The 16,360-nt window shown below is 39.5% G+C and carries 12 protein-coding genes; all 12 read left to right on the top strand.

The window, feature by feature from the left end:
• The first annotated feature begins 24 nt into the window (after positions 1–24).
• The 12 genes from ACFPRA_RS02300 (at position 25) to ACFPRA_RS02245 (ending at position 16,193) form a co-directional block, all read left to right on the top strand.
• Complete coding sequence (locus ACFPRA_RS02300) at positions 25–1,206, top strand: lipid-transfer protein (RefSeq protein WP_381430142.1); 1,182 nt, start codon at positions 25–27, stop codon at positions 1,204–1,206.
• Between the two features lie 115 nt (positions 1,207–1,321).
• Positions 1,322–2,095 carry an electron transfer flavoprotein subunit beta/FixA family protein gene (locus tag ACFPRA_RS02295; RefSeq protein ID WP_381430139.1) on the top strand — a complete coding sequence of 258 codons (774 nt, stop codon included), beginning with the start codon at positions 1,322–1,324 and terminating at the stop codon, positions 2,093–2,095.
• A 28-nt stretch (positions 2,096–2,123) separates the two neighbouring features.
• Complete coding sequence (locus ACFPRA_RS02290; RefSeq protein ID WP_381430137.1) at positions 2,124–3,101, top strand: electron transfer flavoprotein subunit alpha/FixB family protein; 978 nt, start codon at positions 2,124–2,126, stop codon at positions 3,099–3,101.
• Between the two features lie 84 nt (positions 3,102–3,185).
• Complete coding sequence (locus ACFPRA_RS02285; RefSeq protein WP_381430134.1) at positions 3,186–5,090, top strand: alkyl/aryl-sulfatase; 1,905 nt, start codon at positions 3,186–3,188, stop codon at positions 5,088–5,090.
• Between the two features lie 349 nt (positions 5,091–5,439).
• The gene (locus ACFPRA_RS02280; RefSeq protein ID WP_381430132.1) at positions 5,440–6,837 is read left to right on the top strand and encodes an aldehyde dehydrogenase family protein; all 1,398 of its coding nucleotides are present in this window, start codon (positions 5,440–5,442) and stop codon (positions 6,835–6,837) included.
• A 799-nt stretch (positions 6,838–7,636) separates the two neighbouring features.
• The gene (locus ACFPRA_RS02275) at positions 7,637–8,032 is read left to right on the top strand and encodes a PaaI family thioesterase (RefSeq protein WP_381430129.1); all 396 of its coding nucleotides are present in this window, start codon (positions 7,637–7,639) and stop codon (positions 8,030–8,032) included.
• A gap of 82 nt (positions 8,033–8,114) precedes the next feature.
• On the top strand, positions 8,115–9,716 hold the full coding sequence (locus tag ACFPRA_RS02270) for a long-chain-fatty-acid--CoA ligase (protein WP_381430127.1): 1,602 nt from the start codon (positions 8,115–8,117) through the stop codon (positions 9,714–9,716).
• A 230-nt stretch (positions 9,717–9,946) separates the two neighbouring features.
• Positions 9,947–10,486: a TRAP transporter small permease subunit gene (locus ACFPRA_RS02265; protein ID WP_381430124.1), complete on the top strand. Its 540-nt coding sequence runs from the start codon at positions 9,947–9,949 to the stop codon at positions 10,484–10,486.
• Between the two features lies 1 nt (position 10,487).
• A complete protein-coding gene (locus ACFPRA_RS02260; protein ID WP_381430121.1) occupies positions 10,488–11,798 on the top strand; it encodes a TRAP transporter large permease in 1,311 nt (436 codons plus the stop codon).
• A gap of 59 nt (positions 11,799–11,857) precedes the next feature.
• A complete protein-coding gene (locus ACFPRA_RS02255) occupies positions 11,858–13,372 on the top strand; it encodes a long-chain-fatty-acid--CoA ligase (RefSeq protein ID WP_381430119.1) in 1,515 nt (504 codons plus the stop codon).
• A 331-nt stretch (positions 13,373–13,703) separates the two neighbouring features.
• Entirely contained in the window at positions 13,704–15,320 is a 1,617-nt protein-coding gene (locus tag ACFPRA_RS02250) for an acyl-CoA synthetase (protein WP_381430115.1), read from the top strand.
• Positions 15,321–15,425: 105 nt separating this feature from the next.
• A complete protein-coding gene (locus ACFPRA_RS02245) occupies positions 15,426–16,193 on the top strand; it encodes a 3-hydroxyacyl-CoA dehydrogenase (RefSeq protein ID WP_381430111.1) in 768 nt (255 codons plus the stop codon).
• Positions 16,194–16,360 lie beyond the last annotated feature (167 nt).

Raw genomic sequence — 16,360 nt, 5'->3', positions numbered from 1 at the left:
TAATCCTAAAAAGGGGGGACCAAGATGACGACAAAAGCAAAAGTAATCGGGGTAAATATGGTGAAGTTTAGAAAACCGGGGACACAAGAACCATATGAAGTAATGGCGTCTAAGGCGATTCAAGGAGCTTTAGAAGATGCTGGTATCGATTATACAGAAATTCAACAAGCCTATGCAGGGTATGTCTATGGTGATAGTACTTGTGGTCAAACAGCTCTTTATAAAGTCGGAATGACAGGTATTCCTGTTATTAATGTAAATAACAACTGTTCATCTGGCTCTACTGCATTATTTTTAGCACGCCAGGCGGTTCAATCAGGTGCAGTGGAATGTGCGTTAGCTTTCGGTTTTGAAGAAATGCGACCAGGTGCTTTGAAAAGTAGCTGGGAGGATCGTACCGCGCCACTTGCTTGGGCAGTTGATCGGCTACATGAATTAAGGCCAGAATTGGAGGAAAGTGGTTCTCGAGCGATAAAAATGTTTGGCGCGGCGGGAACAGATTATTTAGAAACTTACGGAGCGAATCCGGATATTTTTGCAAAAGTAGCAGTGAAGTCACGTAATCATGCGATTCAAAATCCATATTCTCTTTTTACTACACCATTAACGGTTGAGGAAGTTTTGAATGCACCTGTAATTTCTGCTAATCTGACTCGGTTCATGGCTTGTCCACCTACTTGTGGAGCTGCTGCGGCAATCGTTTGTTCAGAGGATTTTGCACGTAAGCATGGCATTACGGATGCTGTAGAAATTGTTGCTCAATCGATGACGACTGACACAGTGGAAAGTTATGATGACCCCATGAATTTGGCGGGCGCGGACATGACTTGGCGTGCGGCACAACAAGTTTATGAGCAAGCGGGGATTGGGCCAGAAGATGTTCAGGTTGTTGAACTCCATGATTGTTTTACACCGAACGAAGTCATTACGTATGAGGGGTTAGGCTTGTGTAGTCGAGGTGGGGCAGAGAAGTTCATTAATGATAAGAACAATACGTATGGTGGGAAATATGTGGTCAATCCATCTGGAGGATTAATGTCGAAAGGACATCCGCTTGGAGCAACTGGTTTAGCACAATGTACGGAACTGGTTTGGCAACTGAGAGGGCAAGCAGGTGGACGCCAAGTAGAAGGTGCGCGAGTTGCACTTCAACATAATTTAGGGCTTGGTGGAGCAGGTGTCGTGACAATGTACCGTAAGGGATGAACACAGGCAAATAAATATAGCATAGTATGTTTTACCAAAAGAAAACAATCACGGTCATTCAGGCAGGGAACTGTCTGAACTGTGGTACTAGATGATCGGAAATGGGGGATTCGACATGAATATTTATGTTCTAGTGAAAAGAACGTTTGATACAGAGGAAAAAATCGCTATTAGCGGCGGGGAAATTGTGGAACAAGGTGCAGAATTTATCATCAATCCATATGACGAGTATGCCATTGAAGAAGCAATTCAGATACGTGATGCAAATGGTGGCGAAGTGACCGTCATTACAATTGGAGATGATGAGGCGGAGAAACAACTTCGCACAGCGCTTGCCATGGGAGCGAATAAAGCAGTTCTCATTAATGTAGAAGATGATTTGGAAGAGTTGGATGAATATACGTCAGCAAAGATCCTGGCACAATATTTGAAAGACAAAGAAGTGGATTTGATTCTCGCGGGGAATGTTGCGATTGATGGAGGTTCGGGGCAAGTTGGACCGCGTGTTGCTGAACTGTTAGGCATTAACTATGTAACGACGATTACCAATCTTGAGATTGATGGCAACGCTGTGAAAATCGTTCGGGATGTCGAAGGAGATTCCGAACGAATTGAAACATCACTACCTCTTCTCGTTACGGCACAGCAAGGGCTAAATGAGCCGCGCTATCCATCGTTGCCAGGTATCATGCAAGCGAAGAAAAAGCCGCTTGAAGAGTTGGAGCTAGATGATTTGGATCTCGATGGAGAAGAGGTAGCAGCAAAGACACAAACTGTTGAGATTTATTTACCAGCGGCTAAAAAAGCAGGTCGAGTGTTGGAGGGAGAGCTTGCCGATCAAGTAGCGGAGCTCGTGAACTTACTTAAAAATGAAGCAAAAGTAGTTTGAATTGAAATCGTAATAGGAGGGTAAATCTATGTCGAAAAAAGTACTTGTACTTGGTGAAGTACGCGAAGGTGTGTTACGTAATGTATCATTTGAAGCAATTGCAGCAGCGAAAAAGATTGCAAGTGGTGGTGAAGTAATCGGCGTGCTAATTGGCGATGAAATTCAAACGAATGGAACAGAAATGATTCAGTATGGAGCTGACCGTGTCATAGCTGTTGAGCATCCACATTTGAATAAATATACATCGGATGGTTTCAGCCAAGCTTTCCTAGCTGTTTATGAGCAAGAAAAACCAGAAGCTGTTGTTTTCGGACATACAGCTCTTGGAAAAGATTTATCACCTAAAATTGCAAGTAAGCTTGCATCGGGCTTGATTTCTGATGTTACTGGCATTGAAGGAGAAGGGAATGATGCGCTGTTCATTCGCCCGATTTACTCTGGCAAAGCATTTGAAAAGGTTAAAACGAAAGAGGGGTTGTTGTTCTTTACCGTTCGTCCAAACAACATTACACCTCTTGAACAGGACTCCAATCGTAGTGGAGATGTATCTCTGCTGTCAGTTGAAATTACGAATCTGCGTACAGTCATTACAGAAGTAGTACGCAAAGTGTCTGAAGGCGTCGATTTGTCCGAAGCGAAAGTAGTCGTTGCAGGTGGACGTGGTGTGAAAAGTGCAGAAGGATTTGGGCCATTACAAGAACTTGCGAACTTATTGGGAGGAGCAGTCGGTGCTTCACGCGGAGCTTGTGACGCAGATTACTGTGATTATTCCTTACAAATTGGACAAACTGGTAAAGTAGTGACCCCTGATTTGTACATTGCAGTAGGAATTTCAGGTGCAATCCAGCATATGGCAGGAATGTCTAACTCCAAAATTATCGTAGCTATTAATAAAGATCCAGAAGCGAACATTTTCAAAGTGGCGGATTATGGGATTGTTGGAGATTTGTTTGATGTGATTCCAATGCTGATTGCAGAGATTAAACAACTAAAGGTTCTGGTTTGAAAAAACAAGTAGTACCACTTTTCTTTCTTTTTTAATGTGAAAAAGTGGAAACACACAATCAACTTGGGGAGGTTTATTAATTTGATGAATTCTAAAATAGATCAATCACAACCAGCTACTTCTTTTACAAAAAAGAAAAACGAAGCAGTTTATAATTTCTTGGATTTTGAGGATAGGCAGGATTTTGAAGATGCAAACAGGGGATTCATCGCACCATTAAAGTCTAAATTATTCCAGAAAGATACAGGAAAGGTTGTTTGGGATTTAGAAAAGTCGGAATTTCTTCAGAGTGATACTATACCTGACACTGTCAACCCAAGTTTGTGGAGAAACTCACAGTTACAAACAATTTCTGGCTTATTTAAAGTGGTGGAAGGCGTCTATCAAATCCGAGGGCAATCGATGGCTACTACTTTCTTTATAGAAGGAAAAAACGGAGTCATTGTCTGTGACGTGTTGGCAACGATTGAAACAGCCAAAGCAGCCATGGAACTATATTATGCGCATAGACCTAAAAAACCAGTGACAGCCATTATTATTAGCCAGAGTCATGCAGATCATTTTGGCGGTATTCACGCTATTTTAGAATATGCGGAACACCCGAATATTCCAATCATTGCTCCGAAAAGTTTTACAGAAGAAGCATTAAGTGAAAATGTACTGTTAGGCCCAATCATGATGCGACGTGCTCAATATCAATTCGCTTTTAATCGTCCTGCCGGTCCTAGGGGAGCTGTCTCTATCGGAATTGGACCTATTTCAACGTCGGGTACACCGAGTTTCGAGGTACCAACTATCGAAATCGAAAAAGAAGTCCAAAAAATGGAGATAGATGGTTTGGACTTTCAGTTTTTACTCACGTTAAATACAGAAGCGCCAGCCGAAATGCATTTCTATGTTCGAGATTACAAAATCTTATTCGTATCGGAAAATGTCAATAGAACGATGCATCAAATTTATACTGTACGAGGGGCTAAAACGAGAGATACTTTACTATGGGTGGAAGCCATTGACAAAACGATTGAGTTATTCGGGAATGAAGAAATTGATGCTTTGTTAATGATACATGCTTGGCCTATACGAGAAAAAGAGCGTGCGCTTGAGCATTTGAAATTACAACGGGATTTATACAAGTACATGCATGACCAAACCGTACGTTTGGCGAATCATGGCTACACGATGGATGAAATTGCTGAAACCATAAAACTTCCAGATGTATTAAGTAAGCATTGGGGAAATCGAGAGTATTACGGTACGTTAAAGCATAATGTCAAAGGCATTTACAATTTTTATTTGGGCTATTATAGTGGCCATCCATCCGATTTAGATCCATTGCCACAAGTGGAGGCTGGGAAGAAATATGTTCAGTATATGGGCGGTGAGGCGAATGTGCTTCAGCAAGCGAAGATTGATTTTGAGAATGGTGAGTATCGTTGGGTAGCCCAAGTAGTAAAAAACGTCGTGATGGCAAACCCAAATAATGTGGAGGCCAAAAATTTGTTGGCCGATACATTTGAACAATTAGGCTATCAAGCCGAATCAGCAAATTGGCGTAATATCTACCTTGTTGGAGCATTTGAACTAAGAAATGGGGTAAATAAAGGCACCCCAACATCAAATACGCTGGGAATTTTAAATAAAATTCCGGTTTACGAATTTTTAGAGCTATTAGCAGCTAGATTGAATGGTCCGAATGCAGAAGGTGAGAAGATGACCATTAATGTGACGATAACGGATACGAATCAAGACTATGCGCTGTATCTTGAAAATTCTGTATTGACCTTTAAACGTGATAGGCTAGCTGCCGATTCAGATGTCTCTTTAATTGTTGACAAATTAACATTCTTTGGAATGACGAATGGTCGTGTAACACCTGAACAAGCTGTAGCTGCAGGAAAACTAACAATATCGGGTGATCAAAATAAACTTGAGAACTTCTTACTATTGTTTGATCAATTTAATCCTTTGTCCCATATTGTAACTCCTTGAGGTGCAGGGAAAGGTATTCGGTGTGATTTGCGATCTTTATCTTCATTCAGCAGAAAGCGACTATCTCTGTTGGTACAAGTGTTTGTGGTGTTATTTCTTATTCAGTGGGTGTTCCAAATCCTACTGAATAAGAAAAATGTCATTCTCACTTCTTTTGGAAACGATTACATGACGATAACTATATGAGGTTGTGCTGATGATTTTCATCTACCCTGCAGCAAGTGACAGTTGCAAGCGCTGAGCATTGTTAGATAGATCCTTTTGTCCACCTCCTATAGCTATGCGTACAAAGATGGTTAAGGATTTTATATTGAATCGTATGATAAGGAAAATGGGGAGGATGATTTAGATGGTTGATGTTGAAACAAAATTGCCAGAGGTCTTTCAATTACAAAAGCAGCAACAGTATGTTGTGAAGATGACAAGTGCAGAAGAGCGCATTGACAAGCTTCAAAAGCTAAAAGCAGAGATTCTCGCGCAAGCACCAGCCATTATAGAAGCGCTTCAACAAGATTTAGACAAGCCTGCTTTTGAAGCGGCTTCGTCAGAAATATTGAGCGTAATGAGCGAAATCGATTATTATGCTGAAAACCTTAAACAATGGATGGAACCCGTTGAAGTCCCTTCTCGTAGTAAAGGAGCGCAAACAAAAATCATCTCTGAACCAAAAGGACAATGTTTGATTTATTCAGCTTGGAATTACCCTTTTATGTTGTTATTTCTTCCTTTAGTCCCTGCTCTAGGTGCAGGAAATGTTTGCATATTAAAACCGTCTGAAATGGCACCCGCTACAAGCGCCATTAGTACAAAAATTATTCAAAAGGTGTTTGACGAGTCTGAAGTTGCTGTTTTCGAGGGGGGAGTAGATGTTGCTACTGCTTTGCTAGAGCTCCCATTTAATCATATCTTTTTTACAGGAAGTACGCATGTAGGTAGAGAAATTATGCAAGCAGCTGGAAAGCACTTAGCATCGGTTACGTTGGAATTGGGTGGGAAATGTCCTGTTATCATCGATGAGCAAGTAGATTTGGAGAAGATTGTTCCAAGAATAGTATTTGGAAAATATATGAATTCGGGTCAAATATGTTTAGCACCAGATCATGTCTATGTGAAGGAAAACCAACAAGAGGAATTTGCACGGCTAGTAGGAGAATACATTCAACGAAACTACTTTGAAAATGGCAAGCTTACTAAAGAAGACTTATCCAAAATTGTGAATGAACGGAATCTACAACGGTTGAAAGGCCTACTTGAGGATGCAGTTTCTAAAGGAGCGACTGTTCGATATGGTGGTGAAATCGAGGATGGAAGAATCTATCCGACTGTCCTGACAGATGTTTTACCGGATGCTAAAATTATGCAAGAGGAAATCTTCGGACCAATTCTGCCTATTCTAACGTATACAGATTTAGACGAGGTCATTGAGCAAATTAATGCTAGACCGAAACCGTTGGGACTGTATATTTTTAGTGAAGATCAACGTGTAGTAGATAATGTGCTTTCTAAAACTTCTTCTGGCGGGGTAGCTGTGAATGATGTTATCCGACATATGCTAGAGCCTAATCTGCCTTTTGGCGGAGTGAATGAGAGTGGGATTGGAAGGTATACGGGCATTTTCGGATTCAAAGAGTTTTCTCATGAGCGTGGAGTACTCTACCAAGCGCCAGTGGGAACAAATCCTTTAGAGACCTTTGCTCATGCACCTTATAAAGGAAAGTTAGAAATGCTTATGCAGAAAATAAAATAATTAATTGTGCCAAGTTTTAAGTTGCTTCAGCAAAGCTTTTTTGTACTGAAAGCGAAGCGTCAGCTACAGAAGTCCGCCACTTCCATAAGTGGCGGAATGAATGTCAGAATGCAATTCAATCAGAAGGAGTTCAAATTCCCTCCTGATTAGAGGAACTCAGCGTCGCCGGGTTCTGAAAGTGCCTTAATTTTCGCAAAGAACGCAGAAATACGGCCAATCGAACCCTTCGCTATTCGATTCGCAATTCAATTCGCAATTCAAAATCTGGACGTAATATTTACCGTTGTTTTAATGGTAGCATTGCTGATGATTATATTATTCCCACAGATTGATCTGTTTTGCCAATGCTACCATAAATCATAAAAAGCTGCTAATTTTGCTAGATTTTTTGATAATAGGCAGTTCCCTTAAAGGATACATTTACTGAGGAGGGCAAGGATACATAAGTGCGTTCAATATATTTAGCGGGGGTGGCTGTATAAAACCTTGATTCTTATCTAAAATTATCGAAATGTTCCGCGTAGTCAACGTGTTTTCAAGTGAGCAATCTGTATTCGTTCGAAGTTGATGAACATTTGTGAAAATCTACTATTACAACAAATATAGTATTAGTATGAATTACACAATTAAATTTCGGAATATTGTGGATAATTGACATAGTTGTATAGATAGCTATGAAGTAGAATTAAGAAAAATACTGATTATGCTGTAAGGAGGGGGTTGTGGATATTTGAAAATAGGTCCCATTGAGATTTGTACCTTTCAGCAAGTGATTTTTAAGAGAGGAGCTATTATATTGATGACAACTGATATGATGCTTGAAAGTTTCACTCGAAATTATTTTGTACATTTGCTTGGCTTCGAGATTGAGAGTCTTGATGAGGAAGCTGTTACATTAAAACTTTCAATAAGAGAAGAGTTATTAAATACAATTGGCACTCTGCATGGGGGAGTTCATGCCTCTATGCTAGACACACTTCTGGGAATGACGATCCGTTCTGCAACTACAATGCCTTGTACTACGATAAATCTCAATATCAGTTATCTGAATACTGCGACGAGTGATGAGTTGTTTGCAACGGGGAAGATTTTAAGACAGGGCTATAAAAATGCGACAGCAGAAGGAGAAATACATGATTCTAATGGAGTTTTATTAACGAAGGCCATTGGTACTTTCAAGTTGATTCGAAAGTAAAAGATATGTTGAAAAGCATCAAGCGTACAGAGAGTGTATATTTTGCTGAATTGCGTATTCAACAAATAGATTTGAAAGGAGAATGAAAATGGATAAGCCCTGGTATAAGTTTTATCCAAAGAGTCTTCTAAAAGAGGTAGATGTTCCTCAGGGAGGTCTGTTTACAGTACTAGAAGAATCGGCTTCTAATTATCCGGATGCGATTGCTGTAATGGACTCTGAAAGAGAATTTACGTATGCACAACTTAGACTTGCTGTTGAAACATTTTCTTCAGCCCTTTATAAGAGAGGGTTTCGTAAAGGCGATCGGATGGCCATTATGCTACCTAATAGTATTGAGTATATTATTAGTTATTTTACTATACTTCGTTTAGGTGGGGTTATCTGTCAGGTTAATCCGATGTACCAACCAATGGAATTGGAGTATATATTGAAGGACTCAGATGCTACTTGGTTTATTAGTGAAAAGGAACAGCAACAAAAGTTGAATGGGGTTGGCGATGTGAAAGACCAAATCTATATTATTTCAGCTGATCAAAAATCCGAAGATGAAGACGATCTTTATCGATGGTTGGAAGAAGATAATGAGAATATTCCGCCAACAGTTATCGACCCTATGGAAGACGTCGCATTGTTACAATATACCGGAGGAACTACAGGCAGATCCAAAGGGGTCATGCTAACGCATGCGAATTTATTCATAAATGTGCATCAAGCAGCCTCTTTTCAAAAAGACTATATTGATATTCCTGGGGAAAGATCATTAGGACTATCCCCATTGTTCCATATAGCAGGAATCGTTGGTTTAAATTCATCTATTCTAAATGGAGGCACTTATATTGCCATTCGTAGATTTCGAGTGGATCAAGCATTAGAGACAATTCGGAAGTATAGACCGACTATTTTTCCAGGCGTTCCAACGATATTTCTTGCGTTATTAAGGCATCCGAGGTTGAAACAAGATGATCTCTCATCTTTAAAATTTTGTGCTTGCGGTACGGCTCCGTTGTCAATCGAAACTTTTAGAGAGTTCCAAAGTAAAACGGATGCTCAAATCTATGAAACCTTTGGAATGTCAGAAACGCTCATTACGCATCGATCTCCTGTCGGGGTAGAAATAAAAGAGGGAAGTGTAGGAATCCCATTGCCGAATACAGATGCAAAAATTGTTGACCTTGCTACGGGATTAACAGAAATGCCTGTTGGTGAACCAGGCGAACTTATTATTAAGGGGCCCCAGGTGATGAAGGGATACTGGAAGAACGAGGACGAAACAAAGAATGCATTACGTGATGGTTGGATGTATACCGGCGATATAGCCACAATGGATGAAGAAGGTTATTTTTTTATTGTCGGAAGGAAGAAAGATATGATTATTGCTGGCGGTTATAACATTTATCCAACGGAGATTGAGGAAGTGTTATATCGGCATCCTGCAATTTCCGAGGTTTGTATCTATGGAGTTCCAGACGCCTATCGAGGAGAGACAGTAAAAGCAGCAATTGTTTTAAGGGATGGGCATGAGGCTACTAGGGAGGAAATTACCGACTGGTGTAACCAATATTTAGCTAGGTATAAAGTTCCGCGTTTAATTGAGTTTAAAACGGAATTACCAAAAACAGCAGTTGGCAAAATACTAAGACGTCAATTAATAAAAGAAGAGAAAGCTAGAATGGATGTCTAGATACTTAGAAATTTAATTGACGAAATAATTGGGCATATCAAAGGTTTAAAAAACACATCTTCTATGTAATGTCGATAAACAATTTTATCAACAGGAAGATTCCCTTATGCAGATTAGCAACTAATCGGTTCGGTATTTTGTTGAAGGAACCTTATTTTGTTCGATTGCAGATAAATCCACAAAAATTTGGATTTATTAAATTCATTCAGATAAATAATGGGGGAATACGTATGAAGAAAATTTTGATCTTTATAATGGCTGCAATAACGAAATTGAACAAATCGATGGTTTGGATTATCGGTACAATCGTGCTATTGATGAGTTTACTTCTTACAGTAGATGTAATATTGAGGTACTTCTTTAACTCGCCTACGTCATGGGCTTTTAGCTTGGCAACATGGGGCACTGGTTTACTTGGCTTTGCACTAGGTGGATATACGCTAGCTATCGAACAACATGTGCGGGTAGATTTATATTTTGAGAAGTTTTCACCAAGAATGAAAAGTATCGTTGATATGATCAGTGCATTCTTTTTATTCTTAATGGCTGCTGCATTATTTTGGTTTGGTCTAGGCTATGTCATTCATTATTATCAAATAGGCGCTACAATGACTGGCGGTTTGGCAATGCCATTATGGATTGCTTGGTTGATTGTACCGCTTGGAGGCTTATTAATAGGTTTGCAAGGTCTTGTGAAATTCTTTAATGACCTATCTATTATTATTACAGGTAAAAAAATCTATGAATATGAAATAGAGGAGGGGGCATAATATGGATCCAAGTTTGATTGGTATAATTTTATTTGGTTCCCTTGTGCTGTTTCTTGCCCTCGGCATTCCTGTGAGTTTTGCAATGGGAGGCATTTCGATTATTCTCGGATTTGTCTTTTGGGGTGGCTTGCCAAGTGTTGATGGGTTTGTATTAGGTTCATATAGTAAAATTACAGAATCTATTCTTACCGCATTGCCATTGTATATTTTTATGGCAGCCATTCTGATGTATAGTGATTTAGCAGATGATCTATATGAGGCGGTCTATCGATGGTTTGGTGGGATTAGAGGCGGACTTGCAGCAGGAACTACGGTTATTGCATCGGTTTTTGCCGCAATGGTTGGTATTGCGTCTGTTGCAACAGCAACATTAGGGATGGTTGCTAGACCGTCAATGTTAAAACGTGGATATGACGATAAGTTAACGCTTGGTATAATTATGGCTGGCGGAACACTTGGAGTGCTAATACCGCCAAGTATTGTAATGATTGTCTATTCCGCTGAATCGGGTGTATCTGCAGGTGCATTATTTATGGCAGGTATCGTTCCGGGGATCTTGGCCGCTTTTTTGTTTATTCTTTATGCGGTCGTACTCTGCCTTATCTATCCAGAAAAAGGACCGAAGACGCCAAAGGGAGAACGGTTTACTTGGCAAGAGAAGTTCGCTTCTTTAAAAAGTGTGATTATTCCGCTATTTGTCATTTTAATTGTCTTAGGATCCATTTATTTAGGTGTGGCAACACCTACTGAGGCTGGTGCTGTGGGGGCAACAGGGTCATTAGTAGCTGCTGCTATACGCAACAAACTAACTCTTCAAAACATAAAAAAAGTGTTCTTAATGACTGTCCGGCTAAACGGCTTAATATTTTGGATTTTAATAGGTGCTGTTGCTTATGCGCGAATTGTGTCAGTTACGGGAGTAGGGAACTCACTTGCTAGTGTAATTCTTGATGCAAATTTTAATGCGTGGACTGTGCTCATACTAATGCTTGTGTTGTTTTTAGTATTAGGGATGGTGATTGATACGGTTGCTGTACTGCTAATAACAGCTCCATTATTTTTACCAGCACTTGCTGCATTAGATTTTGATTTGTTATGGTTTGGTGTTTTGTTTGTCATAGCAGTCTGTATTGGAAATCTATCTCCACCTTTTGGGATTAGCCTTTTTGTAATGCGTGGAGTAGCGTCGGATGTTGGTCTTAAGCAAATCTATGTAGCAGTATGGCCGTTTATCGCTTTATTGCTCTTTACGATGCTACTCGTCTTGATTTTTCCGCAATTAGCGCTTTGGCTACCAGAAGTTATGAAGTAATTAGATAGAGGTATGAAAAGGATAGGTGCATATAATACTTTGAATAAAGGGGAGTTCAAATGAATATTGCCCATACGCTACTAGAAAGTACAAAGAAATCACATGACCATTCTGCAATTATTTATAAGAAAGAAAAAATTACGTACGGAGAACTGACACAACGAGTGCTTCAATTAGCGGGTGGTTTTAAGAGAATTGGAATGAAGAAAGGCACTCATGTAGGAATGATGATCTCAAATCGACCTGAGTATATTATCACTTACTATAGTCTGCTAGCTGTTGGTGCCACGATAATTCCAATTAATCCATTATTTAAATCAGATGAGGTTACTTATATTTTGAACAATTCGGATTCGGAAGTCTTAATTTTTGATTCGAGTTCATTAGATGCGGTTAGAAGCTCTATTAATGCGTTAGAAAAAACAAAAACATTCATTTATCTAGGTGAAAATCAATCAGAGGATATGCTCTCTTGGGAAGATTTATCGAAAGGTGAGCCGTTAAAAGAGCTTGTTGAATTAGATTCGGAAGATTTGGCACAGATTATTTACACTTCTGGAACCACGGGTAGACCAAAAGGGGCGATGATTACACAAGAGAATATTAATTGGATGTCAAAGACAAGTTTATCTCTTTCTAACATGACATCAAGCGATCGTGTTTTACTCGTGTTACCACTGTATCATGCGTATGCTAAACTTCAGGGAATGATTTCTCCATTTAGGGTTGGTGCTACGATTTACTTGGTGGTACGTTTCTTTCCGGATGAGATATTGACTATGATTTCCGAAGAAAAAATTACGCAATTTATGGGGGTTCCAACAATGTACGCGATGTTTGTGAACTCACCTAAAATTACGGAATATGATTATTCTTCATTAAAATATTGTGGGTCTGGCGGCGCGAGTATGCCATTAGAGATAATGGAAAAGATAAACAAGCTCATGGGTGTAGAAGTAATGGAGGGGTATGGACAAACAGAAAGTACCGTCATGATTAGTCGTACGCGGCTAGATGGAGAGAGAAGACCAGGCTCTGTTGGATTTCCTGCTCCAGGAATAGAGTTAAAAATAGTGGATACAGATGGTAAAGAGGTTTTACCGGATATGGTTGGCGAAATTATTTTCCGCGGACCAAATGCGATGAAGGGATATTATAAAAAACCTGAAGAAACAATGCAAACGATTAAAGATGGTTGGGTGTATACAGGTGATCTTGGTCGTTTAGATGAACAAGGATATGTGTATATAGTAGATCGCAAGAAAGAAATGATTATTAGAGGTGGATTTAATGTTTATCCACGAGAAGTGGAAGAAGTTTTATATACACATAAATCAGTAGTTGAGTGTGCTGTAATCGGAGAAAAGGACCCCGTTTTCGGTGAGGAAGTAGCAGCTTATATTGTCACGAATGAAGATATCGGCAAAGATTCTATTACCTTGTATTGCAAAGAGCATCTTGTTCATTATAAAGTGCCGCGAATCATTCACTTTGTAGATGAATTACCCAAAAATGCAACAGGTAAAATTTTAAAAAAAGGATTAAAGAGATGTCTAAATAGTTCGTGGATGTAGTTTTTGATCTTTTAGCCTGAAAGGGTTTTTAGATATATAAAAGTTATTCATCAAATGCTAGGTAGAATAAGGGGTGTTTCAAAGGGGGATAATGGAAGAGCATGAAATGTTGTGTGGAAGCCTAATCTAAAATGCACTTAGTATTGCTACAGTAAATTAATAGAGTTGTAGTGCTCCCTTACTAGAATATTAAAATGGTTTAATTGTGGATTCTATATATGAAAGACAAGCGTTTTCAAAGTGATTAGATTCAACAGAGTAGGCGTTTTAAATGATGCCTGCATCCTTATAATAGCTCCGAATTAAAATAATTAAGGTGGAGATGAATTTAATGAAAACTTATGAAGAGCTTAAGAAAAATTTCTCATGGAAAGAAGCGGAAATCTATTTTGATTGGAATCCTGGGGAAAATGTGAATATGGCTCACTTAATTTGCGATCGGTGGACAGAAAATGCCGAAAAAGTTGCAATCTATTGGGAAGATGAATTAGGGAATCAGGAAACATGGACATTTACTTCTCTAAAAGAAAAATCGAATCAAATGGCTAATGCACTACGTTCGATGGGAATCAAAAAAGGGGATCGAGTAACAGGCCTTTTAGGGAAAGAGATGGAGTTAATTGTTTTTGTATTAGCAGCTTGGAAAGTAGGAGCAATCTATGTTCCCTTATTTACTGCTTTTGGACCGGAAGCTATTAAGCACCGACTGACGGATTCAAAAGCTGGTTTAATTGTTACCAACAAGGAACAAGCTCAGAAATTAGAAGGTATGAATCTACCGCTACAGGTTTTACTAGTAGATGACTTGAATTCGGAAGGTAAGACTTTTTGGGAGTTTGTAGATTCTTTTTCATCTGAGCATGAAGTAGAACAAACAACTGCTGAGGATCCGAGTATTATTCAATATACATCAGGTACAACCGGATTGCCAAAAGGAGCAATGATTGGACATAAGTCATGTATTGCTCTCTATCCTTATATGAAATATGGCGTGCATGTAGAGGAAGACGAAGTGTTTTTTGGTGGTGCGGATATGGGATGGGCATATGGATTAATGGCTTGTACCTTTGCGCCGCTAAGTTTTGGGGCAAGAGTAGTTGTGTATAAAGGTTCGTTCGATGTAAAGAAAATTTATGGCCTTTTGGAAAAACATGAGGTCACTAATTTTACTTATGCACCGACTGCTTACAGAATGATGATGGCTGCCGGCACTGAACTTCTAAAAAAATATAAACTTAAGGTGAAAAAATTCAGTAGTGCAGGCGAGTCCTTAAATGATGAAGTAGTTAATTTTTTCTATAAGAATCTAGGGAAGGCGATCTATGATCATTATGGATCTACCGAAACCGGGATGATTATAAATAATTATAATATTACTGATATGGTGGTAAAGCCGGGTTCTATGGGTCTACCTTTACCGGGATATAAGGTTGGTTTAATTGATAAGCAAGGGGGGGAAGTGGGATTAGGGGAAATTGGAGAAATAGCTATAGATGTATCTCAACGTCCAGTTAATTTTATGGGATATTGGGAAAATCCAGCCGATACCAAACAGAAGTATTTGGATAAATGGTTTATGACCGGCGATCTTGCTCGGCAAGATGAAGACGGGTACTTTTGGTTCCAAGGAAGAACAGATGACGTGATAATGAGCGCGGGTTATAGAATTGGGCCAACTGAAATAGAAAATGTCTTACTACAACATCCTGCTGTGTTAGAAACAGCAGTCGTTGGTATACCAGATGCAGTAAAAGGCGAACTTGTGAAGGCGTTTGTCGTATTAAATGAATCTAGTAAGGCTTCTGATGAATTAGGAGAACGGTTAAAGTCTTTTGTTAAAAGTAAATTATCAAAGCACCAATATCCTAAAGAGATTGAATTTATCGGAAAATTACCGAAAACACAAAGTGGCAAGACGCAACGATACCTTTTGAAGAACGTGAAATAACCATACGATTCTTTGTCTCAAAGTTTGTCATAAATTGTAGTCGGAAATGGAGAATAGTCGAGAACATTTGTAATGAAGCAATATAGATAAGAGCAAAAGGAGAGAATGAGAATGCAAGATCATGTAGCAGTTGTAACGGGTGGCGCATCGGGGCTTGGAGAAGCCACCGTAAGAAATATCATTTCAAAAGGCGGAAAGGCAGTTATTTTGGATGTTCAAGAAGAAAGAGGTTGTCAACTAGTAGATGAATTGGGAGAAAACGTTCTTTTCTTACAAACAGATGTTACAGATGAAGAGAGCGTACAATCAGCACTGGATCAAGCAGTTAAAGCGTTTGGCAAGATTAGTGTCCTTGTAAATTGTGCTGGGATTGGTGGTGCTGCACGAACGTACGGGAGAAAAGGCGTCCATGAATTAGCTTCTTTCCAAAAAGTGATTGCCGTTAACTTAATCGGAACATTTAATGTTATTCGTCTGGCGGCAGCGAAAATGAGTGAAAATGAACCCAATCGCGATGGTGAAAGAGGAGTTATCATTAACACAGCTTCTGTTGCAGCATTTGATGGTCAGATAGGTCAAGCGGCGTATAGTGCTTCAAAAGGCGGGATCGTTGGGATGACTTTACCAATTGCAAGGGATTTAGCTGAGATTGGAGTAAGGGTACTAACGATTGCTCCGGGACTTTTTGAAACACCATTATTAAAGGGAGCACCCGAAAATGTAAAGCAAGCATTGGGAGCGATGGTGCCATTTCCGGCGCGATTAGGTAAACCGGAAGAATACGGATTATTAGTGGAAAGTATTATTAAAAACCCCATGTTAAATGGCGAAACAATCCGTCTGGATGGTGCTATTCGTATGCAACCTAAATAAGTAGTAGTGAATATATAAGCTGAACGAAACAATTCCTTTGAATCCGCTTTGGCGCTTGCGGATGCCTTTCGCAATAAGCCTGGCAGCAAACCACTGTCAGTCTTATCGCTCCGGCTACCGCTTAGAAAGCACCTTCGCTGGTGCTTAGAGGAAAATCATAAGTTCAA

Source organism: Sporosarcina soli, from assembly GCF_042655805.1.
GTDB classification, from domain to species: Bacteria; Bacillota; Bacilli; order Bacillales_A; family Planococcaceae; genus Sporosarcina; species Sporosarcina soli.
The sequence above is the reverse complement of the archived record's forward strand: the minus strand, read 5'-3'. Positions and strand labels throughout refer to the sequence as shown.

Bases quoted from the DNA above. Each gene is read 5' to 3' on its own strand.
- ACFPRA_RS02295 (WP_381430139.1), top strand. From the start codon at position 1,322: ATGAATATTTATGTTCTAGTGAAAAGAACGTTTGATACAGAGGAAAAA.
- ACFPRA_RS02270 (WP_381430127.1), top strand. From the start codon at position 8,115: ATGAAAATGGATAAGCCCTGGTATAAGTTTTATCCAAAGAGTCTTCTA.
- ACFPRA_RS02250 (WP_381430115.1), top strand. From the start codon at position 13,704: ATGAAAACTTATGAAGAGCTTAAGAAAAATTTCTCATGGAAAGAAGCG.
- ACFPRA_RS02260 (WP_381430121.1), top strand. From the start codon at position 10,488: ATGGATCCAAGTTTGATTGGTATAATTTTATTTGGTTCCCTTGTGCTG.
- ACFPRA_RS02255 (WP_381430119.1), top strand. From the start codon at position 11,858: ATGAATATTGCCCATACGCTACTAGAAAGTACAAAGAAATCACATGAC.
- ACFPRA_RS02290 (WP_381430137.1), top strand. From the start codon at position 2,124: ATGTCGAAAAAAGTACTTGTACTTGGTGAAGTACGCGAAGGTGTGTTA.
- ACFPRA_RS02245 (WP_381430111.1), top strand. From the start codon at position 15,426: ATGAGAATGCAAGATCATGTAGCAGTTGTAACGGGTGGCGCATCGGGG.
- ACFPRA_RS02265 (WP_381430124.1), top strand. From the start codon at position 9,947: ATGAAGAAAATTTTGATCTTTATAATGGCTGCAATAACGAAATTGAAC.
- ACFPRA_RS02275 (WP_381430129.1), top strand. From the start codon at position 7,637: ATGACAACTGATATGATGCTTGAAAGTTTCACTCGAAATTATTTTGTA.
- ACFPRA_RS02285 (WP_381430134.1), top strand. From the start codon at position 3,186: ATGAATTCTAAAATAGATCAATCACAACCAGCTACTTCTTTTACAAAA.
- ACFPRA_RS02280 (WP_381430132.1), top strand. From the start codon at position 5,440: ATGGTTGATGTTGAAACAAAATTGCCAGAGGTCTTTCAATTACAAAAG.
- ACFPRA_RS02300 (WP_381430142.1), top strand. From the start codon at position 25: ATGACGACAAAAGCAAAAGTAATCGGGGTAAATATGGTGAAGTTTAGA.